At 46.3% G+C, this 23,855-nt stretch carries 20 protein-coding genes; all 20 read right to left on the bottom strand.

Annotated elements, in window-relative coordinates; genetic code table 11:
• Window positions 1-38: 38 nt before the first annotated feature.
• The gene (yfmH, locus tag AC1WMD_RS03385) at window positions 39-1,331 is read right to left on the bottom strand and encodes an EF-P 5-aminopentanol modification-associated protein YfmH (protein ID WP_043904175.1); all 1,293 of its coding nucleotides are present in this window, start codon (window positions 1,329-1,331) and stop codon (window positions 39-41) included.
• Window positions 1,331-2,614: an EF-P 5-aminopentanol modification-associated protein YfmF gene (yfmF, locus tag AC1WMD_RS03380; protein ID WP_043904174.1), complete on the bottom strand. Its 1,284-nt coding sequence runs from the start codon at window positions 2,612-2,614 to the stop codon at window positions 1,331-1,333. Before yfmF ends, yfmH begins: the two co-directional genes overlap by 1 nt.
• A gap of 143 nt (window positions 2,615-2,757) precedes the next feature.
• Window positions 2,758-3,717 (bottom strand): ABC transporter permease, encoded by a 960-nt coding sequence (locus AC1WMD_RS03375; RefSeq protein ID WP_043904173.1) that lies wholly within the window; start codon window positions 3,715-3,717, stop codon window positions 2,758-2,760.
• Window positions 3,718-4,764 (bottom strand): ABC transporter permease, encoded by a 1,047-nt coding sequence (locus AC1WMD_RS03370; protein ID WP_043904172.1) that lies wholly within the window; start codon window positions 4,762-4,764, stop codon window positions 3,718-3,720.
• Window positions 4,761-6,290, bottom strand: coding sequence for a guanosine ABC transporter ATP-binding protein NupO (gene nupO, locus AC1WMD_RS03365; protein WP_043904171.1), 1,530 nt, complete (start codon window positions 6,288-6,290; stop codon window positions 4,761-4,763). Before nupO ends, AC1WMD_RS03370 begins: the two co-directional genes overlap by 4 nt.
• A 130-nt stretch (window positions 6,291-6,420) precedes the next feature.
• Window positions 6,421-7,512, bottom strand: coding sequence for a BMP family lipoprotein (locus AC1WMD_RS03360; protein WP_494255947.1), 1,092 nt, complete (start codon window positions 7,510-7,512; stop codon window positions 6,421-6,423).
• A gap of 86 nt (window positions 7,513-7,598) precedes the next feature.
• Window positions 7,599-8,330, bottom strand: a complete 732-nt coding sequence (locus tag AC1WMD_RS03355) for a GntR family transcriptional regulator (protein ID WP_043904169.1) — start codon at window positions 8,328-8,330, stop codon at window positions 7,599-7,601.
• Between the two features lie 209 nt (window positions 8,331-8,539).
• Window positions 8,540-10,831: a DNA translocase FtsK gene (locus tag AC1WMD_RS03350; protein ID WP_494255946.1), complete on the bottom strand. Its 2,292-nt coding sequence runs from the start codon at window positions 10,829-10,831 to the stop codon at window positions 8,540-8,542.
• A 106-nt stretch (window positions 10,832-10,937) separates the two neighbouring features.
• On the bottom strand, window positions 10,938-11,162 hold the full coding sequence (locus AC1WMD_RS03345; RefSeq protein WP_494255945.1) for a YlzJ-like family protein: 225 nt from the start codon (window positions 11,160-11,162) through the stop codon (window positions 10,938-10,940).
• The gene (locus AC1WMD_RS03340; protein WP_494255944.1) at window positions 11,159-11,896 is read right to left on the bottom strand and encodes a ClpP family protease; all 738 of its coding nucleotides are present in this window, start codon (window positions 11,894-11,896) and stop codon (window positions 11,159-11,161) included. Before AC1WMD_RS03340 ends, AC1WMD_RS03345 begins: the two co-directional genes overlap by 4 nt.
• Before the next feature lie 114 nt (window positions 11,897-12,010).
• A complete protein-coding gene (locus AC1WMD_RS03335; protein ID WP_043904165.1) occupies window positions 12,011-13,675 on the bottom strand; it encodes a ribonuclease J in 1,665 nt (554 codons plus the stop codon).
• A gap of 149 nt (window positions 13,676-13,824) precedes the next feature.
• Window positions 13,825-14,697: a 4-hydroxy-tetrahydrodipicolinate synthase gene (gene dapA, locus AC1WMD_RS03330; protein WP_043904164.1), complete on the bottom strand. Its 873-nt coding sequence runs from the start codon at window positions 14,695-14,697 to the stop codon at window positions 13,825-13,827.
• 5 nt (window positions 14,698-14,702) lie between these two features.
• Window positions 14,703-15,956, bottom strand: a complete 1,254-nt coding sequence (dapG, locus tag AC1WMD_RS03325; protein WP_043904163.1) for an aspartate kinase — start codon at window positions 15,954-15,956, stop codon at window positions 14,703-14,705.
• Between the two features lie 32 nt (window positions 15,957-15,988).
• Window positions 15,989-17,035 (bottom strand): aspartate-semialdehyde dehydrogenase, encoded by a 1,047-nt coding sequence (gene asd / locus AC1WMD_RS03320; RefSeq protein ID WP_494255943.1) that lies wholly within the window; start codon window positions 17,033-17,035, stop codon window positions 15,989-15,991.
• A 333-nt stretch (window positions 17,036-17,368) separates the two neighbouring features.
• A complete protein-coding gene (locus AC1WMD_RS03315) occupies window positions 17,369-17,983 on the bottom strand; it encodes a dipicolinate synthase subunit B (RefSeq protein ID WP_494255942.1) in 615 nt (204 codons plus the stop codon).
• Window positions 17,980-18,885 (bottom strand): dipicolinic acid synthetase subunit A, encoded by a 906-nt coding sequence (gene dpaA / locus AC1WMD_RS03310; RefSeq protein ID WP_043904160.1) that lies wholly within the window; start codon window positions 18,883-18,885, stop codon window positions 17,980-17,982. The genes AC1WMD_RS03315 and dpaA overlap by 4 nt, the downstream gene beginning before the upstream one ends.
• Before the next feature lie 137 nt (window positions 18,886-19,022).
• Window positions 19,023-19,268, bottom strand: a complete 246-nt coding sequence (locus AC1WMD_RS03305) for a YlmC/YmxH family sporulation protein (RefSeq protein WP_043904159.1) — start codon at window positions 19,266-19,268, stop codon at window positions 19,023-19,025.
• A gap of 108 nt (window positions 19,269-19,376) precedes the next feature.
• Window positions 19,377-20,618, bottom strand: a complete 1,242-nt coding sequence (locus AC1WMD_RS03300; protein ID WP_043904158.1) for a M16 family metallopeptidase — start codon at window positions 20,616-20,618, stop codon at window positions 19,377-19,379.
• Window positions 20,619-20,631: 13 nt separating this feature from the next.
• A complete protein-coding gene (locus tag AC1WMD_RS03295) occupies window positions 20,632-21,594 on the bottom strand; it encodes a polysaccharide deacetylase family protein (RefSeq protein ID WP_494255941.1) in 963 nt (320 codons plus the stop codon).
• 93 nt (window positions 21,595-21,687) lie between these two features.
• Window positions 21,688-23,829 (bottom strand): polyribonucleotide nucleotidyltransferase, encoded by a 2,142-nt coding sequence (gene pnp, locus AC1WMD_RS03290; protein WP_043904156.1) that lies wholly within the window; start codon window positions 23,827-23,829, stop codon window positions 21,688-21,690.
• Between the last annotated feature and the right edge of the window lie 26 nt (window positions 23,830-23,855).

The following is a 23,855-nucleotide window of genomic DNA, read 5'->3' as shown; positions in this document are numbered from 1 at the left end:
ACGATCCCCCTAAAAAAGCATCCTTCATGAGAAGGATGCTACTTTTTCTCTTTTGGAACTACTTGACAGACAGCGATTTGCGATTCACAGAAACATTGTTTGGCAATTTCCCCGATTTGTTCCATCGTCAATGATTGCAAGGCAGAAACAACATCGAACAAGCTGACCTCATTAAACGCGTAGCGCGTAAACTGGTTGGCGATATATTCCGGAGAATTTAGCGAGCGCAAAAACGCGCCGATTTTTTTCTTTTTAACCCGTTCTAGTTCCTCACTTTTCACCGCATCAATGGAAAAGGAAAGCAAAATTTGCTTCACTTCTTCGCTCAGCCGATCGGCATCGCTTGTGTCGCCGCCAACCATACCGAAGCCGAACCCGCGCTCTTCGGTATAATCATACATAAACGTTTCATCAATGAGCCCAAGCCGGTATAATCGTTCATAATGCGGCGAACTTTTCCCAAACAAGTAGTCCAGCAAAACATTGAACGCCAGTTCATGAACTAATTTTTCTTTGCCGGCTGGAGGGACGGATGGAGCTTTAATCCCGACAAAACATTTGTTCGTTTGCACATGCATCGGGATAACTTTCTTTTTCTCGGCGACCTCGCTTGGCTCCTTATATACAAATCGTTCGACTTCCTGCGCTTTCGGGAACGATTTTTTCGCTTGATTATCGCGAATTTGCTGCATTATTTTTTGCTCATCGACCGGCCCGACAACAAAAAGTAGCATATTGCTCGGATGATAAAATGTTTCATAACATTCATATAAAAGGTCTTTCGTAATTTGCGCAATAGACTCGACCGTACCGGCAATATCAATTTTTACCGGGTGGTTTTGATACATGCTTTCAATGACGCCAAAGTAAACGCGCCAGTCGGGATTATCATCATACATACGAATTTCCTGGCCGATAATTCCCTTTTCTTTTTCCACCGTTTTGTCGGAAAAGTAAGGGCTTTGCACAAAATCAAGGAGCGTTTCTAAATTTTTCTCGACGTTGGCGGTGCTAGAAAATAAATAAGCGGTGCGCGTAAAGGTCGTAAATGCGTTCGCTGATGCGCCCTGTTTGCTGAACTGCTGGAACACGTCACCGTCTTCTTTTTCAAACAATTTATGCTCCAAAAAGTGGGCAATGCCATCGGGAACCCGCTTCATCTCTGTTTTGCCAAGTGGAACGAATTGATTATCGACTGATCCGTAGTTGGTCGTAAACGTAGCATACGTTTTGTTAAATCCTTTTTTCGGCAAAATATATACATCCAAACCGTTTTCCATTTTTTCATAAAACAGCTGTTCCTGCAGCTGTTCGTATACCATTTTTTCCATTATTGTTCCGCTCCCTCCATTCCAGTCAGAAAGTAAATCGTATCGAGCTCGACTTTGCCCGCCACGCGCACGATATCTTCACGAGTTACGAGGTCGGCACCCGAGAGCCATTCTTCGAGAGGTCGTTTCCGCTTGGAAACGACGTTGTGATAAAGCACTTCCACTAGTCCGCGCGGAGTATCGATCGTTTCTAACAGTTGGTTGCGAATGACCGCTTTCGTTTGCGCGATTTCTTCATCGGTGAAATCTCCATTTTTCATCGCTTCCATTTGCTTTTCGATAATTTGCCGCGCTTTTTCATAATTTGACGGCTCAATGCCCGACATCACCATTAATAACCCTTTATGGCTTTCCAAACGCGAAGCAGCATAATACGCTAAACTCGCTTTCTCACGCACGTTGATAAACAATTTGGAATGGGAGAAACCGCCGAAAATGCCGTTAAACATTTGCAGCGCATAATAGTCATCATCATCGTAAGTGACGTTCGTGCGGTAGCCGATATTTAATTTTCCTTGTTTGACATCTTGTTTTTCAACCACTTCGTTCACTTTCTCCGGCGCTTTATGCGCCAATTGTGTTCCGTCTGATGAACGGACGGTGCGGGTTGGCATGGAAAAATGGGATGTCACCGCTTGCAGCACCGCATCCTCTTGGACATCGCCAATGACGTACAAATCGATTTCATCTTCGGAAAGCGTTTTTTGATAATATTGAAACAGCTGTTCCGCGGTAATGCCGTCAACATCTTCCAGCTCGCCATTGGCATGTAAAGCGTACGGTTCCCCCTTGCACATTTCTTGAACGAGCCGCAAGCTGGCGTAGCGCATTTTATCATCATAAACAGCTTGAATGCGCTGCTTAAGCGCCCGTTTTTCCTGAGCGACAATCTCGTCGACAAATCGCCCGTTTTCCATGGCAGGACAAAGCACAATATCTGCCAGCAATTGAAGCGCTTTCTCTAAAAGTGGCGTTTTCTCTTGCAAAAACACCTCATTCGCTACGTCGATGCGAATCGTAATAATATGATTTTCACCCTTTTTCGTTAAATCCACATTTAATGTTGCTCCGTACAGTTCATCTAAATACGTCCGCAGCTGCTTGACACTTGGATGTTTCGCCGTGCCGCTTTGCAATACATAAGGTAAGAGGGCGCGCAGCGTAACCGTTTCCTTGGCAAGCGGCGCTTTCATTTTCCATACGAGTGTATTCGTTTTGTATTTATCAGTCGGAATGGTATGGACGTTAATTTGTTGAACCGTCGTTATTTTTTCATTGACCAATCGAACTCCTCCTTTGCAATGAATCTTACGGATATTTTTATTGTTGTGTTCACCTTATCAACAATATACCTTTCTCAAACCAGAAAATGCAAATGAAAGCAAAAAGAACCCGACGAGCTTGTTCGGGTTCTTTTTCTATTCGTTTACCGTTTTCCCTTAATGTAAGGAGTGCCTAAAGATTTCGGTGCCTCCGCACGGCCGATAAAGCCGGCAAGCGCCAAAATCGTCAGCACATATGGAGCAATCAACAAATAGACCGTCGGTACATTTTTTAAAAACGGGATCGTTTGCCCGACGATGCTTAAACTTTGGGCAACCCCGAAAAATAACGCCGCCCCCATCGCTCCAATCGGATGCCACTTTCCGAAAATCATCGCCGCAAGCGCCATAAAGCCGTGGCCGGAAATCGTCGCATGGCTGAAATCACGGGAAATAATCGTCGCATACACCGCCCCGCCGAGTCCGCCTAACACTCCGCTAATCATGACGGCAATATAGCGCATTCTCGTTACATTAATCCCCATTGTATCCGCCGCCATCGGGTGCTCCCCAACCGCGCGAAGCCGAAGGCCGAACGGCGTTTTATAAATGACATACCAGGCGACAAACGCCAAAATAATCGCCAAATACGACGGAATGTACGCGTTAGAGAAAAAGAGCGGACCAATAATCGGAATGTCGCTTAATACCGGAACGTCAATTTTGTCAAATCCAACTTGAATTTGGTCTGTCTGCCCTTTTCCGTACATTTTTTTGACTAAAAAGAGCGATAAACCAAGCGCCAAAAAGTTAATCGCCACTCCGCTGACGACCTGATCGGCACGGAATGAAATCGAGGCAACGGCGTGAAGCAGCGAAAAGACGGCACCGACGATCATCGCGGCAAGCAAGGCAAGCCATGGAGTAAGCTCTCCAAACCGATCGGCAAACGTCAAGTTAAAGACAACGCTGACAAACGCACCAATGATCATTAATCCTTCTAATCCGATGTTTACAACGCCGGAACGTTCGCTAAATACGCCGCCAAGCGCCGTGAAAATAAGGGGAGCAGCAAAGAAAATGGCGGTAGGAACAATGACTTGCAATACTTCATAAATATTCACTTATTCCGCCCCCTTTTGCAAACGAGATAGTAACAAGCGAATGATGTAACTAGACGCAACGAAGAAAATAATGAGTGCAATAATAATATCTACGAGTTCGGTTGGCACATCAGCACTCGACGGCATTTCCAGCGCCCCGACTTTCAGCGCGCCAAACAATAATGCCGAGAGCAAAATTCCGAAAGCATTGTTGCCGCCAATCAACGCCACCGCAATTCCGTCAAATCCAATGCCGGTAAACGTGGCTTTCGTCGAAATGTTGCCGAACGTGCCAAGGCCCTCCATCGCTCCGGCCACACCGGCAAAAGCTCCGGAAATGACCATCGATAAAATAATATTTCTTTTTACATTCATTCCTGCATATTGTGAAGCGTGCTGGTTAAACCCAACCGCGCGCAGCTCGAATCCTTTTGTTGTTTTCTCAAGGAGAAACCACATGATAATTGCACCAATAATAGCGATAATGATACCGTAATGCATCGTAGAATGGTACGTAATAGCATCGAGAAAATCCGAACGAAGCGACGCGCTTTCATGGACTGGCTTGGATTTAAACCCTTCATCCGATAAAACAGAGCGGATAATCGCGTTCGTGACATGAAGCGCAATGTAGTTCATCATAATCGTAATGATCACTTCATGCACCCTTAAATACGCCTTTAAAATCCCTGGAATAAACGCCCATAGAGCGCCTGCCAACGCTGCCGCTAAAATAGCAAGCGGCAAGTGAATCACCTTTGGTAAATCGAACGATACACCGACCCATACCGCTGCGAGCCATCCGACAATAAGCTGCCCTTCCACACCGATGTTAAACAAACCGGTGCGAAAAGCAAACGCAACAGCAAGCCCCGATAAAATATAAGGCGTCGTTTGGCGAATCGTCTCCCCAATGTAGTACGGATCGCCGAATGCTCCGTATACCAACGCGGAATATCCGGCAACTGGATTATACCCGCTGACAATCATGACGATCGAGCCGACGATCATCCCTAACAGAACCGCCAGCACTGGAACGAAGAATTGATTAAGCCGACTTGAATTCATGAGGACACACCTGCTTCCTTCCGTTTACTTCCTGCCATTAACAATCCAAGCTCTTGTTCCGTCGTTTCTTTCGGATTGACGACGGCCACAATTTTCCCTTCATAAATAACGGCAATACGGTCACTAACATTCATTACTTCATCCAATTCAAAAGAAACAAGCAGCACTGCCTTGCCTTGATCACGCTGTTCAATAAGCCGTTTATGGATAAATTCAATGGCTCCAACATCCAACCCGCGCGTTGGCTGGGCCGCAATCAGCAAGTCTGGATTCCGATCTACCTCGCGGCCGATGATCGCTTTTTGCTGGTTCCCCCCAGAAAGAGCGCGTGCTTTCGTATACTCATCAGGAGTGCGCACATCAAATTCGGCGATCAGCTGCCGCGCTTTTTCGTAAATCGCTTTAAAGTTTAAAATTCCGCGTTTGGAATATGGACGCTTGTAATACGTTTGCAGCACCATGTTTTCGCCGATCGGAAAATCGAGCACTAGCCCGTGCTTATGACGGTCTTGCGGAATATGGCCGACACCGGCTTCAATAATTTTCCGCGGCGGAAAATTGGTAATATCACGGCCGTTGAGCAAAATTGTTCCCGATTCCACCTTTAGCAATCCTGTCAGCGCCTCGATCAGCTCTGTCTGTCCGTTGCCGTCCACCCCGGCAATGCCGACAATTTCTCCAGCATGCACCGTTAAATCTAAATGATTCACCGTCGTCACGCCGCGCGCATCTTTCACGACTAAATCTTTAATTTCCAACACCGGTTTGCCTGGCTGCGCCGGTTTTTTCTCTGTTTTAAACTGCACCTCGCGACCGACCATCAACGCGGCGAGCTCATTTGGGTTCGTTTCCGCAACGTCTAACGTGGCGATTCCTTTTCCGCGGCGAATGACCGTCACCCGGTCACACACTTCCATAATTTCTTTTAATTTATGCGTAATTAAAATAATCGATTTTCCTTCCTTGACAAGCTTCTTCATAATTTGCATCAGTTCATGGATTTCCTGCGGTGTCAATACAGCGGTCGGTTCGTCAAAAATTAAAATGTCCGCCCCGCGATATAACGTCTTTAAAATTTCCACACGTTGCTGCATGCCGACGGAAATATCGGCAATTTTCGCCGTCGGGTCGACAGCAAGCCCGTACCGTTCCGACAGCTCGCGCACTTCTTTTTCCGCCCGCTTTATATCGATCATACCGCCTTTTTTCGGTTCGCTGCCTAAAATAATGTTTTCCGTTACCGTAAACGTATCGACAAGCATAAAATGCTGGTGCACCATGCCGATCCCAAGATCGTTGGCTACGTTCGGGTCAGTAATGTGGACCTTTTGCCCTTTAACGCGAATCTCACCGCCATCTGGCTGATAGAGGCCAAACAACACGTTCATCAACGTCGACTTTCCCGCTCCGTTTTCGCCAAGGAGCGCGTGAATCTCCCCCTTTTTTACTTGCAATGTAATGTTGTCGTTCGCGACAAAATTACCAAATACTTTGCGGATATTCAACATTTCAATCACATATTCCAATCTATTCACTCCTTACTTCAACAAGGTAAAATCATAAAATGGAAGGACGCAATCTACCATTGCGGCCTTTCATTTTATGATTTTTGTGGATAAAAAGGCTAGCGCGAGACACACTAGCCTTTTTATTCAGTTATTTTTTTAACGACGCTTCAAACTGTTGATATTCTTTTCGGTTTGTCGGAACTTTTACTTCGCCTTTAATAATTTTTTGCTTCCATTCGTCTACTGCTTTTAACACTTCTGGCTTGATGTTATCTTGTGTTGGCGCAATGCCGACCCCGTTTTCTGGCAGACCGTATTCAATTACTTTGCCTCCTGGGAAATCGCCGTCTTTCGCCCGTTTTGCCACGTCATTGACGGCAACATCGACTCGTTTTACCATCGATGTTAATGTAACGTTATACGTTTTTCCGTTTACTTCTACTACGCCTTCAGGAGCTTGGTCTTTATCAACGCCAATGACCCAAATTTCACGGTTCGGATCTTTCTTTTTCAAGTCTTTCGCTTCCGAGAACAAGCCGTTTCCTGTTGCCCCAGCAGCATGGTAAATGACATCGATGCCGGAAGCATACATGCTCGATGCAATCGCTTTTCCTTTATCGGCTTTGTCAAAAGCTCCGGCGTATTGCACTTCCACTTTCGCATTTGGGTTGACAGCTTTGACACCAGCAAGGAACCCGCTTTCAAACTTCTCAATCAACGGAATTTCCATCCCGCCGATAAAACCGATTTTGTTTGTTTTTGTCGTTAAGCCAGCAACGACACCGACAAGGAACGAGCCTTCATGTTCTTTAAACGTAATGCTTGCCACATTTGGTTCATCAACCACGGTATCGACAATCGCAAAATGTTTTTTCGGATTTTGTTTTGCAACTTCTTTCACTGCATCTCCCATTAAAAAGCCAATTCCGTAAATCAAATCAAAGTCACTGCGCACAAGTTTATTTAAGTTAGTCGCATAATCCGCATCGCTTTCCGATTGCAAATAATCATAGCCGCCGCGGCCTTTTTTCAAGCCGTTATCTTTCCCGAATTTTTGCAAACCTTCCCAAGCGGATTGGTTAAACGATTTGTCGTCAATCCCACCGACGTCCGTTACCATCGCGACGCTAAACGTATCTTTGTTGTTGCCGGCATTATTGCCTCCTTGTCCACCACAGCCACCTAGTAAAGTGCCTGCTGCTAAAACTAGAGACAGCGCAATTCCAAATCGCTTCTTCATTGTCCATTACCCCCTAATTCAAAAAATAGTTCTTCTTCGATAGTATAAAATCATCCTCGCTTTTCTATGTATTCGGTTTCACCTCCTTAAAAGCTGATGCGTCTACGCATGACATGGAAGCTAAATTTATCGGAGCGGAAATAGTTAATGGAATAAAAAATCGGTTCATCGTTTTTATCAAAATGCATTTGTTTTAATACAAGAAGCGCCGTTTCCGGCTCACATTGCAAAATCGGCGACACTTTCTCATGATAGCCGAGCGGCTCAATACGGGCTACCGCATAAGCAATGTCCCGATTGGTTTGATGATGCAAATTTTCAAATAGCGACTCTTGCTCATAAGAAATTCCTTTCGGCAAATATTTGCATAAAATTTTATCAATGCAATAGACGACAGGCTCTCCGTCCGCCGTGCGAACCCGTTCGATGAGCAAGATGTCATCATCTGGCGAACATTGAAATCTTCGCACATCATCTTCGGTCGGCTGCTGAACGGAAGAAGATAAAAAGATCGTTCCAGGTTTTCGTCCCGCCTGTCGGATCATATCGGTCACGCTGCTCAGCTGCTCAATGCCGGAAGTAAACAGCGGTCTTGCGTTGACAAACGTTCCGACGCCGTGACGGCGGATAATAACGTTTTCTTCTTCTAGCACCCGCAATGCCTCGCGCAAAGTGGCGCGGCTGACGCCGAGTTGCTTTGCCAGCTCAAATTCCGAAGGAAGCTTTTGTTTTTCTTTATATACACCAGTTTCGATATCATGTTTAATGCGATCAATCACCTGCAAATATAGATGGCGATTGTCTGATTTGATCGACATCAGAAAATCCTCCACTTTCTTCATTTTTAGATATCAGACCTCTGACATTAGACATGTAATCTTTTTGACATTACTATACCATTTTTTTAAAAATAAATAAATAGTTAATAAAAATTTTGTCGAAAAAGAAAAATAATGATTGATAGCGCTTCCAATGTGACATATTTTTTAGAGGAGAACAGGCCAGCAATCGCCTGTTCCTCTTTTTCCTATGACGTTTTTTTGATATCTTCCTTCGAAAGCAACACGGCACGCGGTTTACTTCCTTCATATGGGCCGACGACCCCGCGCGCTTCCATCGCATCAATGAGACGGGCCGCACGGTTATAACCGATGCGGAAACGCCGCTGCAGCATGGAGACGGAAGCACTTTGCATCTCTACGACAAGACGCACCGCTTCCTCATATAATTCATCGTCAAATGACGTATCGTCGCTTTCCTCGCTAATCATCATCTCTTCATAGTATTGCGCTTTTTGCTGGGAAATCACAAACTCGACCACTTCTTCGACTTCTTGATCGGAAACAAACGCTCCCTGGACGCGCACCGGTTTGGAAGCGCCCATTGGCAAAAACAGCATATCGCCGCGGCCTAGCAGCTTTTCCGCGCCACCCATGTCCAAAATCGTGCGCGAATCCGTTTGCGAGGAAACGCTGAACGCGATCCGCGACGGAATATTGGCTTTAATGACGCCGGTAATGACGTCCACCGACGGTCGTTGGGTAGCGATAATCAAATGAATGCCGGCTGCGCGCGCCATTTGCGCGAGCCGTGTAATCGAATCTTCCACATCAGAGGAAGCGACCATCATTAAATCGGCCAGCTCGTCGATAATGACGACAATGTATGGAAGAAGCGGCTGTTTTTCTATTGCTTCTTGATTATGACGCTGTATATATTCATTATACCCTTCGATATTGCGCGTGCCGGTGTGCGAGAACAATTCATAGCGCCGCTCCATTTCTTGCACTACTTTTTTCAGCGCTTGCGACGCTTTTTTCGGATCGGTCACCACCGGCGTCAGCAAATGTGGAATGCCATTATAGACGCTTAATTCTACCATTTTCGGATCGATCATCATGAGTTTTACTTCGTGCGGTTTTGTCCGCATCAACAAGCTGACGACAATGCCGTTGATGCATACGCTTTTGCCGCTGCCAGTCGCCCCGGCGATTAACAAATGCGGCATTTTGTTCAGCTCTGCGACCACGACTTCGCCGGAAATGTCGCGGCCTAATGGGATTAACAGCTTTGCTTCCTGTTTGTAGTGATCAATCGCTTCTAACACTTCCCGCAACGAAACGGTGGCAATTTCTTCATTCGGAACTTCAATACCAATAGCGGATTTCCCAGGAATCGGAGCTTCAATGCGAATGTCCTTCGCCGCTAAGGCAAGCGCAAGGTCATCGCTTAAACTGACGATTTTGCTTACTTTCACGCCGACATCTGGGTATACTTCATATTTCGTCACCGCCGGGCCAAGGTGAACTTGCGTTACTTTCGCTTTAACGCCAAAACTTTGAAATGTTTTTTCCAGCTTGCGCGCATTCGCATAAATATTGGCATGATCCTTCACCTGACCAGTTTGCTTCGGCAAATGCAGCAGCTCAAGCGGCGGCAGTTGGTAATCCATATTTTCCATCTCGGAAAACGCCAGCGGCGGAGACTCTTCTTCTCCATTTTCCCCACTTTCTTCAGGCGGTTCATACTCGGTTTCACTCGAGCGGGCAGCGGTAAAATCAGAAATAATCGGCGGCGAGAAAACTTCCCCTTCCTGTGCAGTCCGCTCCTCGTCGATGCTGTCACTACCAGGAGAAGGCGCTGGAGTGGGTTTCCGCCGTTTGCGTGTCTTTTTTTGGGGTTTCAACTGTTTCATATCAGCTATAAACGCCAGCCATTGCTGTTTCAGAAATGAAAGAAACAGCACTGCCGCTTTTCCGAGTGTTTCCCGCAGCGATTTCCCCGTCAGAAAGACGATGCCGATGAGAAAAAGAATAAAGCAGATCCATTTTGTGCCAAGTTCATCAAATAGTTGATAACTTGCAGCAAACAGAAATGCTCCGACCATCCCCCCGCCTAAGTCCGCACTCGCGGTTTTGCCGCTTGCTTCATTCCAAAACAATTCCCACGTTGTCCGGATCACGCTAGGATCAAATTGTCCCCGGCGCGACAACAAATCAAACAGCTTTTCGTGACTTAAAAGCAAAAGCGCGGAAATGATAATATAGGAACCAAGACAAATGCGGTTGGCAAACGAAGGCCAAGCGCGCTTCCAGATGAGATAAAACGACAAGATAAACAAACCTACTAACAGCAGCATATACCATTCGCCCAAGAAAAAACGCGCCACAAGCACAAGCGTTTTTCCTACGAGCCCAAGGTGGGCTATTGCAATCACGGAAATTGCTAACATAGCAAGTCCGAGCAATTCGAAACGAAACGCCTCTTTCCATTGCTTTTTCGGCTTTTTTGTTTTTTTCTGCCGCTTCCGTTTTGCCACAACGATTCACTCCAATGAACGAATTGGAAGACTGGAAAAAAGCAGCCAACAATGGCTGCTTTTTTCCGTTTGCCTATTATTATACCATGAATGGACATGGAATTCATTACGATGTTACGGCAGAAATCGGAAATCGCGACCCAGGCGCATATTGTGGCTCTAAAAAATGAAACGGATTGGTGCTTAAGTTTTGCACAATTTCATATTCATCGGTGTCTGTTTTTTGTACAAGAAACGGAATGCCGTCATAATAGACCATCTTTTGCTTTTCATATGCTGCGGCGTCCGTTGGAAAAATTAAATGCTCCGGCATGATCGTATATAAAATCATTGAATCATCCCCCTTTTATTGGATTTTTTCATTTCAATTAATTCCCGTAATTTTTCCATCGCCTGCGAAACGCCGCCGACTTCATCAATCAACCCGTATTTGACCGCATCGGGACCGACGACGTTCGTGCCGATATCGCGCGTTAAATTTCCTTTCGAAAACATCAATTCCTTCAACTTCTCTTCGCTAATTTTCGAATGCTTCGTCACGAAACGAACGACCCGTTCCTGCATTTTATCTAAATACTCAAACGTTTGCGGAACGCCGATCACAAGCCCTGTCAGGCGAATCGGGTGGATCGTCATCGTCGCTGTCTCGGTAATAAACGAATAGTCGCAAGAAACGGCAATCGGCACGCCGATCGAGTGGCCGCCTCCCAGCACGATCGAAACGGTCGGTTTGGATAAAGATGCGAGCATTTCCGCAATCGCCAACCCTGCTTCCACATCTCCCCCTACCGTGTTTAAAATAACAAGCAACCCTTCGATATTTTGGTTTTGTTCGATCGCTACAATTTGCGGAATGACATGTTCGTATTTTGTCGTTTTGTTTTGCGGGGGAAGCTGAATATGACCTTCGATTTGCCCGACGATCGTCAAACAATGGATATTCGTATCCGGCGTCATTTGCGGAACGTTCGTTTGTCCTAACTGTTGAATCGCCGCTGTCGCTTGTTCCGTCTTTGTTTCTTCTTTTTCATCCGCTTCTTGCTGTATGTAACGCTCTTTTTCCATATGCATTCTCCTTTCTTTCCGTCATACGTTTAGTATGCTCGAATTGGAAAAGAAAAATGCTGATAGGGTTCATTCCCTATCAGCATTTTCCCGTGGACTTTGAGCATGATCGTACTACACTTCCATAATAATTGGCAAAATCATTGGCTTGCGTTTTGTTTTTTCAAATAAAAATTGTCCTAACGCTTCGCGAATATTCGATTTTAAAGAAGACCATTCCATCATATATGTCTGCAAACATTGGTTGATGATCGCAGCGACGATTTTGGTTGCTTCCTCGAGCAATGTTTCCGATTCCCTCACATACACAAAGCCGCGCGAAATAATTTCCGGTCCAGCGACAATATTTTTTGCTTCTTTGCTTAATGTCACCACGACGATCAAAATTCCATCTTGCGATAAAAGACGCCGGTCTCTTAACACGATATTGCCGACATCGCCGATGCCAAGACCGTCAATTAAAATGTTGCCATACGGAACTTTTCCGCCAGGACGCGCCACACCGTTGCGAAATTCAATCACTTCGCCTTTGTCAATCAAAAACGTCCGCTCTTCGGAAATGCCGACCGCTTTGGCAAGATTGGCGTGCGCTTTTTGCATGCGGTATTCCCCATGAACAGGAATAAAGTACTTTGGCTTCATCAAATTAAGCATGAGTTTTAGCTCTTCTTGACATCCGTGTCCCGATACGTGCACTTTTCGCTCGCGGTAAATGACATTCGCTCCGGCGCGGTATAACGCATCAATCGTTTTCGCAAATCCCAATTCATATCCCGGCATGACAGAAGCAGCAACAATAACCGTATCTCCTTCTTTGATGTTCACCTGCTTATGCGCCTGTTTGGCCATGCGCGCCAATGCGCTCATCGGTTCACCATGGCCGCCTGTCGTTAAAATAATTAATTCTTTATCATCGTAGCGGTCAATATCATAAATGGAAATCGTCACTTTGTCCGGAAGATGCAAATAGCCGAGGCGCACCGCTATATCCATCACTTTATGCAACGTTTTTCCTACGACCGCCACCTTTCGTCCGTATGTTTTGGCCGCATGCAGCACTTGCTGGATTCTTGTAATATTGGACGCATAGCAGGCAACAAAAACACGGCCCTTCGCATTGTAAATCACATCGGCAATTTCCTGAGCGACAAGCGTATCGGAACCCGTATATCCCGGCCGTTCTGCATTGGTGCTATCGGATAGTAAACAAAGCACCCCTTGTTCGCCAATTTGTGCCATCTTCCCTAAATCGGCTCGATTTTTGCCGTATGGAGTCTGGTCAAATTTAAAATCGCTCGTGTACACAATCGCTCCTTGTGACGTATGAATACTAATTCCGACAGAATCGGGGATGCTGTGAATCGTCCGGAAAAACGTCACTTTCGCTTTGTCGAACAACACTTCGGAATCGGAGCGAATTTCATGCAGTTTGGCGTTCATAACTCCTTGCTCTTTTAAAATCGCTTCCGCCAATCCTAACGTCAGTTTCGTCCCATACACCGGCGCGGAAATTTTCTTGAGCACATACGCAATCGCTCCAATATGTTCTTCATGTCCATGGGTCAGGAAAATTGCTTTAATACGGTCTTGACGTTCAACAAGGTAGCTAATGTCTGGGATCACTTTATCAATTCCGAGCATCTCATCTTCAGGAAACATAACTCCGGCATCAATGACAAAAATGTCGTCATCGAGTTCCACGACATACATGTTTTTGCCGATTTCCCCAACTCCCCCGAGGGAAAAGACCCTTATTTTCTCTACTTGTTTCGTTCTCAATGCTACGTCCTCCTATGATGATACTAACCCGCTCAAAGTCACTTGCTTTTATTATAACTGATGGGAGATTTTGAATACAAGATGATTTATGAAGCGCTTTATAACAGCAAAAAAACCAACCCGGGATTCCCGGATTGGTTTTTTTGCTTTTATAATGTATTTAATAAATTCATTAGCTCGATGCGCTCTTGTTCGGTAAGCGGGACAAGCGGCAGACGAACAGAACCAACGTCTAATCCTTTTAATTGCAGCGCCGTTTTTACCGGTACAGGATTTGGAGCTGCAAATAACCCTTTCATAATTGGCAACAGTTTTTGATGTAGTTTTGCCGCTTTGGCAAGTTCCCCAGCTTCGAAAGCAGCAATCATTTGCTGCATTTCATTGCCGATAATATGCGATGCGACCGAGACAACGCCGGCTCCGCCAATCGCTAATACCGGAAGTGTAATGCTGTCATCGCCGCTATAAAGCTGAAAGTCTTCCCGCGTGCGGGCGATAATTTCCGTCATCGCATCCAAATTGCCGCTCGCGTCTTTTACGGCAACAATATTAGGAATTTCCGATAAGCGGACAACCGTGTCGACCGCAATGTTGACAACCGAACGGCCTGGGATGTTATACAGCATAACCGGAAGCGATGTGCTCTCGGCAATCGCTTTAAAATGCTGGTACAATCCTTCCTGATTCGGCTTATTATAATACGGCGCTACTAACATCACGGCATCGACGCCGATTTCTTCCGCCTTTTTCGTCAACTCGATTGAGGCGCGCGTATTATTTGTTCCTGTTCCGGCAATCACTGGAACTCTTCCGTTGACGACGGAAACGACATGGCGGAATAACGCCACTTTTTCTTCGGTCGTCAAGGTCGGCGATTCGCCGGTCGTGCCGGCAATAACGAGCGAATCGGTTCCGTTTTCCAACAAATAGTTGACAAGACTTGTCGTTTTCGCAAAGTCAATGTTTCCTTTACTGTCAAACGGCGTAACCATCGCTGTTACGATTTTCCCGAATTGAACCAATGTTTTCACTCCCCATTCCAGTTTACCTCGTACTCATCCCATGATAGTTCGGAAAGATGAAACGCATCATGCAGCGCATTGACGGCTTTTTTCATATCTTCTTCTTTTACTAATACCCAAATGGTCGTATGGCTGTCAGCTGATTGTAAAATTTGAATCCCTTGTTCGGAAAGAGCGGTGACAATTTTCGCTGTAACTCCAGGAACACCGGCAATTCCTGCACCAACAACGGACACTTTTGCACATCCTGTCACTACGACCGGTTCATACCCGATGCGGCGCAATGCGGCAACCGCTTTTTCCGTCATTTCCCCAGCAACTGTATACACCACTCCGTGTGGCGAAATATTAATAAAGTCTACGCTAATCCCTTCATTAGCCATCGCTTTAAACACATCGGACTGCAGTTCATAATGCCCTTCTCTCGCCTGCACTTTAATTTGCGTAACATTGGAAACGTACGTAATTCCCGTTACTAACCGCTCTTTCACATCGCTTCCTTTTTTGCCGCGAATGACAGATGTCACGAGCGTTCCTAACGAATCGGAATACGTAGAGCGCACACGCAGCGGCACTTTTGCCTGCATCGCAATTTCGACTGCGCGCGGATGGATTACCTTTGCCCCTTGATACGCCATGTTGCAAATTTCGGTATACGTAACGACATCGAGCGGACGGGCGTTTTCGACAATGCGCGGGTCGGCAGTCATGACCCCTTCGACGTCGGTAAAAATATCGACCCATTCGGCGTTTAGCGCCGCACCAAGCGCTGCCGCGGACGTATCGCTTCCGCCGCGTCCGAGCGTCGTCATATCGCCGTTTTCCGCCATCCCTTGGAAGCCGGCGACAACAACGACATCATATTCATTTAGCGCTTCAAGAACGCGGTCGCAGCGCATTTCAATAATTTTGGCATTCGTATGATCGTCATTGGTGCGGAATCCTGCTTGGGCACCGGTAAACGCCGTCGCTTTAATACCATGTTTATTTAAAAGGTTGGCGAACACGACGCTGGAAATAATTTCGCCGCACGCCATCAGCATATCTTGTTCGCGCTTGCTGACGTAATTGTTCGCCCCGCCAATCAGACTAAGGAGCGTATCGGTCGCATATGGGTCCCCTTTCCGTCCCATCGCTGAAACAACGACGACGACTTTATAGCCGTCTTCAAGCGCTTTTTCAATATGTTTGCGCGCAAAATCCCGTCCGCGTTCGTCGCGGACGGATGTGCCTCCAAATTTTTGCACAATGATTTTCATGTTAACACCTCGATGTGAGACTGTTTCCATTTTTATTTTACAAGCCCTAATTTCAGCAGGCTTTCGGCAATTTGCACCGAGTTCGATGCCGCGCCTTTTAATAAATTGTCTGCTACAACCCATAAATGGAAAGCGCGGTCATTGTCTAAGTCTTTACGAATGCGACCGACGAACACGTCATATTTGCCGACGCAATCGACCGGCATCGGATATACTTGTTCGCTTGGATCATCTTGTAAAACAACGCCTGGCGCCTCTTTTAATAGCGCTTTAATGTCGTCTGCGCTAACGCCGTCTTTTTCAATTTCAATGTATACCGACTCCGAATGGCCGCTGACAACCGGAATGCGCACACATGTCGCCGCTACTTGCAACTCTGGCATATGCATAATTTTTTTCGTTTCATTAATCATTTTCATTTCTTCAAACGTAAAGCTGTTCTCTTGGAATTTATCAATCTGCGGAATCGCATTAAATGCGATTTGGTAATGTTTGCGATCCGATTTTACCGGTAAAATTTCCGGCGTCACTGGCGCGCCGTTTAACACCGCTTTTGATTGCTCTTTAAGCTCCTCAATCGCCTGCGCACCGGCGCCCGACACGGCCTGATACGTAGAGACAATCACCCGTTTTAGCCCAAACGCCTGGCGGATCGGTTCGAGCGCCACCACCATTTGAATGGTGGAACAGTTTGGATTGGCGATAATGCCGTTATGCCATGTTAAATCCTGTTCATTCACTTCCGGAACGACAAGCGGCACGTTTTCGTCCATGCGGAACGCGCTCGTATTATCGATGACAATCGCCCCGCGTTTTACCGCTTCCGGCGCCAGCGCTTTGGAAACCGCCCCGCCCGCGCTAAAGAGGGCGATATCTACGCCGGCAAAGCTTTCCGGCGTCGCTACTTGCACTTCAATTTCTTCTCCGCGAAAGCGCATTTTTTTGCCTGCGGAACGCTCCGATGATAATAAAGTCAGTTTTCCGACTGGAAAGTTTCTATTTTCGAGTGTTCGCACCATTTGTTGACCAACTGCACCCGTTGCACCAACCACTGCAACGTGAAAGCGTCTTTCTTCCATGAACCATTCTCCTTCCGCATCATCACTCAATCGCATTACTGAACCACTGCACGATGGAAATCGACAGGTTCTAGCGTACAGAAGAGCTGTTTCTACACCTTCGTGTAGAAGATCTTGTTCCGCTAGAATTTCATGGACAAGCACCTCGTTGGTGCTTTGCGTCCTGTCACCCGGTCAAAACCGGTTCCCACTTCGTCCCGATGATTCCAGCTATGGGCTTTCGTGGTCAATCAATTGTAAATTGATAGTTTTTATTTTATCATATTCTACTTTAAAAGAGGGAAAATTTTTATACATGGGAATGAATTTTCTATCGGTTCTTTTTCGGAGCGGTTACGACGGATCGTTGTCGCGGAATTTCTCGATAATGACCGGCTGCAACTGTTTTCCTTCCAACGCGGCGAGAACAGTATCGCGAAGGAGCGACATTTTCGCGACCATCGAATTTGGCTTCGTGTGCGGAGCGTCTTGGCCAAACGGAATAAAATAAATATTTTTCGCCGCCATTAGGCGCATTAAGTTAACTCCGTTCAATCCTAATGCATCGTTCGTGGAAATGCCAAGCACGACCGGTCGGTGGTTGCGCATCGTCGCTTTTGCCGCCATTAATACCGGAGAATCGGTCATCGCGTTGGCCAGTTTGCTCATCGAGTTTCCCGTCAGCGGTGCAATAACCATGCAATCGAGCGGAATTTTTGGACCGAGCGGCTCCGCTTTCACAATCGTATCGATCACTTCGTTTCCTGTTATTTCTTCTAGTTTTTTTACCCATTCTTCCCCTTCGCCGAAGCGGGTATTGGTCGTTTTCACCGTATACGTCACAATCGGCAGCACTTCCGCCCCTTCCTTTACTAATTTTTCAATTTCGGGGATAACCGCGTCATACGTACAATGGGAACCGGTCAATCCAAACCCGATTCGTTTTCCTTTTAAACTTTTTCCGCTCATTTTCCATTCTCCTTCCGTTTTTGTAAATCCGTATATAACAGTTGCGAAAGAACATTCGCAATAATTTGCCCCGCTGTTTTCGGCGCCACCACTCCCGGGAGCCCCGGCGCGAGAATCGCCTTTACGCCGCGCTTTTCCGCATAGCGGAAATCGGTGCCGCCCGGTTTGGATGCCAAATCGACAATAAGCGTATGCGCCGGCATTTTGGCGATTACACTTGCCGTTACGATTAAATGTGGGACGGTATTAATGCAAATATCGATATCTTGCACTTCTTTTTCTAAATCATTGAGATGAAATGGGGTAAGACCCATCTCCGTAATGCGGGCGAGATGCTCAGAACGGCGCGCCCCTACTTTCACCTTTGCGCCAAGCGCAGCAAATGTGCGGGCGATTGTCATGCCGACGCGCCCAAGACCTAAAACGGCGACGCGCGATCCGTGAATCGTAAAGTCAGTATGCTGAATGACAATCATGATTGCTCCCTCTGCGGTTGGGATCGAGTTATAAATCGCTACATCATCGCGTTCAAACAATTGTACATATTTGCGTGCGACCTTTTTCATCAAGCCGTCTAAATAGCTATTGCTAATCCCGGAATAGACGGTGCAATGTTTCGGCGTTTTCAGCAGCATTTCTTCCGTAAAAGGTATTTGCTCATGCGAAAATACCGTATTCACTTTTCCTTCCGGCGTCGTCCCATGAACTGGTAAAATGATCGCATCTAAATCGGCAAAATCGACTTCATCGATTTGCATCTTCGTCGCTCCTGTAAAGTGATGGGCTAATTGATCAAAACCGACTAAAGACAATTTCGCATCCAGCTCTACTAATTTACGAATTACTTCTAATTGCCGGGCATCCCCGCCGATAATGGCAACGTGCATGCCTGTCAGCATCATTGTGTATGCTCACCTTCTTTATATGAAAACTTAATATTCTGCCTCATTTCCTTTCACATCTTATGTAAAACAAAGAACATAGGTGAATATCCCACCAAAGAAAAATGACCGCCGTTGTGGCGGTCACTACGTTTTTCTTATTCATCTTCATCGGGAAAATCAATAATCACCATATCGGCCCCGATTTTTTTAATGTATTTCCACGGAACGCGAATTTCGCTTCCTTCTTTGCGAAATCCAAACCATTTTCCGGTCGGAATCAATAGCGCCTGAATTTGTCCTGTCTGCTCATTGATTTCCAAATCTGTCTGCCCTAGCACGCCGAGCCGCTCCGCCCGTCTTACATCGACAATTTCCTTGCCGCTTAATTCGCTCAGCCTCACCACTTTTTCCCCCTTCCTTTTCCTTATTTATTATTGTAAGAGGACAGAAACAAAAAAATGCCTGCATTTTCGCAGGCTTTTTGGCATAATGACAAGGCCGCTTTGACATTACGGACGAATTTGCTCCGGCAATTGACCGCTTGGGCTAATTAAAGCAAGCGCATAATTTTCATTAAAAATCGTGCGGGCAAGTTCATTGACTTTTTCCACTGTTACACTATTAATTTCCTCAATCATTTCATCAAGGGAACGGTGACGTCCGAGCAGCAATTCATTTTTGCCGTTGCGACTCATGCGGCTGTTCGTGCTTTCTAAACCGAGCATTAAGCTTCCTTTCATCTGTTCTTTGCTATTCTTCAGCTCTTTTTCCGTAATTCCGTCTTCTTTTAATTGCTCGATCGTCTCTTGAATCGTTGCAAACAACAAATCAAGCTGATGGTTGCCCGTTCCGGCGTAAATCGCCAACAGGCCGCTATCTTGGTAAGAGGAGTGATACGAGAAGACCGAGTACGCCAATCCTCGCTGTTCGCGGACTTCCTGGAACAACCGGCTGCTCATACTGCCACCTAAAATATTGTTTAAAATAATTAATGTGTAAATATCTGGGTGACCGACAGGAAGGCCGTTAAAGCCGATGCATAAATGCGCCTGTTCGGTATCTTTTTTCCGCGCCAGCTTTTGCGGTTGGAACGAAGGCGCTTTTGTCTCGCTTGCCTTCCGTTTCGCCGTAAAAGAGCCAAAATAGCTTTCTACTTGGTGGATAAAGCTTTCATCCACATTGCCGGCAACGGAAATAACGACGCGATCCGGCGTATAATAATCGGCCATATATCCGCGCAACGACTCGCTTGTAAACGTACGCAGCGTTTCTTCCGTTCCTAAAATCGGGTAGCCAAGCGGATGGTTGGCGTAACAAGCCTTGCCTAACAAGTCATGGACAATATCATCGGGCGTGTCTTCGTACATTTTGATTTCCTCAAGCACGACATTCCGTTCTTTTTGCAATTCCTCCTCGACAAAGGTGGAATGGAAAAACATATCGGCAAGCATTTCGAGAGCAAATGGCGCATGTTCATCCAATACTTTTGCATAATAGCACGTATATTCTTTTGATGTAAATGCATTCACTTGTCCGCCGATGCTGTCAAACGCTTCGGCGATCTCACGCGCTGTACGCGTTTTCGTGCCTTTAAAAAACATATGCTCTAAAAAATGAGAAATGCCGTTGTTTTGCTCTGTTTCATTGCGCGAACCTGTGCCGATCCAAACTCCGATTGCAACAGAACGCACAGTTGGGATTTGTTCTAGCACGATCCTTACACCATTTTTACAAGTATATTTGTTAATCAACTCCACGTTCCTCCTATTTTTTAACAATTCTCTTTTCATCTAACAACGCAGACATGCTGCCAATTTCATATTTCTGCCGCTGAATCGAAACAATGAGCGATTCCAACGCCTCGGCGGTCGATAGCGTCGGATGCATTAAAATCATGGCACCAGGGTGAATTTTAGACATTACCCGTTTCACTATAACAGATGGCGACGGTTTTTGCCAATCAATTGTATCGACGCTCCACATAATCGTTTTCATTCCTAAATCATCGGCAATGTTGACGACATCATCACGGTAGCTGCCGCTAGGCGGAGCGAACCATTTGCACTTCACCCCGGTTGTCGCTTCAATCACTTCGTTCGTTTTCACCAGTTCCTCGCGAATTTTTGCATTGCTTAGCGACTTGAAGTCAGGATGGCTATAGGAATGATTGCCTATTTCGTGGCCTGCATCTACAATCATTTTTGCCATCTCTGGATGTTTTTTTACCCAGCGCCCTTCCAAAAAAAAAGTTGCTTTCACATGATGTTTCTTTAAAACTTCCAGCATTTTTGGGATATATTCCTCCCCCCAAGCTACATTAATAAGAAACGCCACCATCGGCTTATCGGGATGACCACGGTAAATCGGCGCCGGTGGCAAATCATCCAAATGGATGCGCGGGGGAACTTGTTGAAATACGAGTTTTTGTTCGTCAAATTTTCCGTCCTTTTTCATGGTTTCATACGAAGCTTGTATATCGACTTTCAGTCCGTTATAACCGGGGATGGCCTTCCACACTCTATCGATTACCGCATCTTGCGGGGGAACTTCATACTGCTTCGCCTTTTCGACAATCGCGGCATACAGCTGATCGTTTCCTTTCATCGCCATAATGCTTTGCGTTTGCAAATCAGAGATGTATTGGCTTACCGGCGGCTGCTGAATCGTGACCCAGACAAAGAAAAACATAATGGCAACCGCTAAATAGCGAACATAATTTCTATTCACACCTGTCCCCTCCTTTTTAATACTACAAATATGTAAGAAAGGGACAAGTTAGAACATTCATCCCATAACAAAAGAGCCTTAAGGAATGAAATCCTAAGGCTTCATTTTATGACGCTCTGGCCGTTTCCCTTTTTTCTCGTTTTGCTGCTCCCGCAAAACGGCCTTTCTTGATAGATTCACGCGTCCTTGTTTATCAATTTCCATCACTTTTACTAAAATTTCATCGCCGATCGAAACGACATCCTCCACTTTTCCGACGCGCTCTTCCGCCAATTCGGAAATATGAACAAGACCGTCTTTGCCATTGAACAGCTCGACAAACGCGCCAAATTTCTCGATGCGCTTCACTTTGCCTAAATAAATTTGTCCGACTTCGACTTCGCGAACAATATCTTCAATAATTTGTTTTGCTTTTTGGTTCATCGCCTCGTTGACAGAAGAGATGAAAATCGTTCCGTCTTGCTCGATATCAATTTTGACCCCGGTTTCGTCAATAATTTTATTAATTTGTTTGCCGCTCGGTCCAATGACTTCGCGAATTTTGTCTGGATTAATTTGCATCGTTAAAATTTTCGGCGCATATTTCGACAGCTCTTTGCGCGGCTCACGGATCGTTTGCATCATGTGGTCTAAGATTTCCATCCGGCCTTTTCTGGCTTGCAGCAACGCTTCTTCTAAAATTTCGCGGGTCAAGCCTTTAATTTTGATATCCATTTGCAAAGCGGTAACACCTTTTCTCGTACCGGCTACCTTAAAGTCCATGTCGCCAAGATGGTCTTCGATTCCTTGGATGTCGGTTAAAATCGTATAATGATCGTCATTTTTCACGAGCCCCATCGCAATTCCCGCTACCGGTGCTTTAATCGGCACGCCTGCGTCCATCATCGCCAACGTGCTTGCGCAAATGCTTGCTTGCGAAGTGGAACCATTCGATTCAAGCACTTCGGACACAAGGCGGATCGTATAAGGAAATTCTTTTTCCGACGGAACGACCGGCTCTAGCGCCCGTTCGCCAAGAGCACCATGTCCGATCTCGCGGCGTCCCGGACCGCGCATCGGCCCTGTTTCACCAACGGAAAACGGCGGGAAATTGTAATGGTGCATAAACCGTTTCGTTTCTTCAATGCCGAGCCCGTCCAATATTTGCACATCACCAAGCGCCCCTAACGTACAGACGCTGAGCACTTGTGTTTGCCCGCGCGTAAACAAGCCCGAACCATGCGTGCGCGGCAGGACGCCAACTGCCGAGGAGAGCGGACGGATTTCATCCACCTTGCGGCCGTCTGGGCGGATTTTTTCTTCCGTAATAAGCCGTCTTACTTCTTCCTTGACGAGCTTATGTAAAATTTCATGCACTTGTTTTAACGTTTCTTCGTCCGCTTCCTGCTCTTCGTATTTCGCGACGACGCCCGCTTTTACTTCTTCAATCGCCGCATCGCGCGCTAATTTTTCCGGCACTTGCACCGCCCGTTTAATATCCGCTTCAGCAAGCTGACGGATTTCCGCCTCGAGCTGTGGATCGAGCTCGTACAAAACGACTTCCATTTTTTCTTTGCCGACTTGGGCGGCGATTTCCTCTTGGAAGGCGATCAACCGTTTTACTTCTTCGTGGCCGAACATAATCGCTTCTAACATGATTTCTTCCGGCACCTCATCTGCGCCAGCCTCCACCATGTTAATCGCATCTTTCGTGCCAGCGACAACGAGATGAATGTCGCTTTTTTCGGCTTGTTCGACTGTCGGGTTAATGACAAACTGTCCATCGACACGGCCGACTGTCACGCCGGCAATCGGTCCTTCAAACGGAATGTCAGAAATCGTTAAAGCAAGAGAAGAGCCGAGTAACGCCGCCATTTCCGGCGAGCAGTCTTGATCAACGCTCATAACCATCGAAACGATTTGCACTTCATTGCGAAATCCTTCGGCAAAGAGCGGACGAATCGGACGGTCAATCAAACGGCTCGCCAAAATCGCTTTTTCGCTCGGGCGTCCTTCCCGTTTAATAAATCCGCCTGGAATTTTCCCGACCGCGTAAAGCCGTTCCTCATAGTTAACGGTTAAAGGGAAAAAGTCGACGTTTTTTGCCTCTTTCGACGCTGTTGCAGTACTCAATACAACGGTGTCACCATATCGGACTAGCACCGCTCCATTTGCTTGTTTAGCTAACTCGCCGATTTCGACGACGAGCGGACGTCCAGCCCAGTCTATGGAAAAAACGCGCTTTTCTTGCTCCATATAAATAAGTACTCCTCTCTATGTAC

The organism is Parageobacillus sp. NEAU-HV-2, assembly GCF_059115485.1.
This window is presented reverse-complemented; position numbering and strand designations above follow the sequence as displayed.

Excerpts from the sequence above, each read along its gene's own strand:
- AC1WMD_RS03370 (WP_043904172.1), bottom strand. The coding sequence starts at position 4,764 with ATGAATTCAAGTCGGCTTAATCAATTCTTCGTTCCAGTGCTGGCGGTT.
- dapG (WP_043904163.1), bottom strand. The coding sequence starts at position 15,956 with ATGAAAATCATTGTGCAAAAATTTGGAGGCACATCCGTCCGCGACGAA.
- AC1WMD_RS03340 (WP_494255944.1), bottom strand. The coding sequence starts at position 11,896 with ATGGAAAAAGAGCGTTACATACAGCAAGAAGCGGATGAAAAAGAAGAA.
- dpaA (WP_043904160.1), bottom strand. The coding sequence starts at position 18,885 with ATGATGCTGACAGGCATGCACGTTGCCATTATCGGCGGGGATGCCCGG.
- yfmH (WP_043904175.1), bottom strand. The coding sequence starts at position 1,331 with ATGGAAAAAATGGTATACGAACAGCTGCAGGAACAGCTGTTTTATGAA.
- AC1WMD_RS03360 (WP_494255947.1), bottom strand. The coding sequence starts at position 7,512 with ATGAAGAAGCGATTTGGAATTGCGCTGTCTCTAGTTTTAGCAGCAGGC.
- asd (WP_494255943.1), bottom strand. The coding sequence starts at position 17,035 with ATGGAAGAAAGACGCTTTCACGTTGCAGTGGTTGGTGCAACGGGTGCA.
- AC1WMD_RS03345 (WP_494255945.1), bottom strand. The coding sequence starts at position 11,162 with ATGATTTTATATACGATCATGCCGGAGCATTTAATTTTTCCAACGGAC.
- AC1WMD_RS03315 (WP_494255942.1), bottom strand. The coding sequence starts at position 17,983 with ATGAGCGGAAAAAGTTTAAAAGGAAAACGAATCGGGTTTGGATTGACC.
- pnp (WP_043904156.1), bottom strand. The coding sequence starts at position 23,829 with ATGGAGCAAGAAAAGCGCGTTTTTTCCATAGACTGGGCTGGACGTCCG.
- AC1WMD_RS03355 (WP_043904169.1), bottom strand. The coding sequence starts at position 8,330 with ATGTCGATCAAATCAGACAATCGCCATCTATATTTGCAGGTGATTGAT.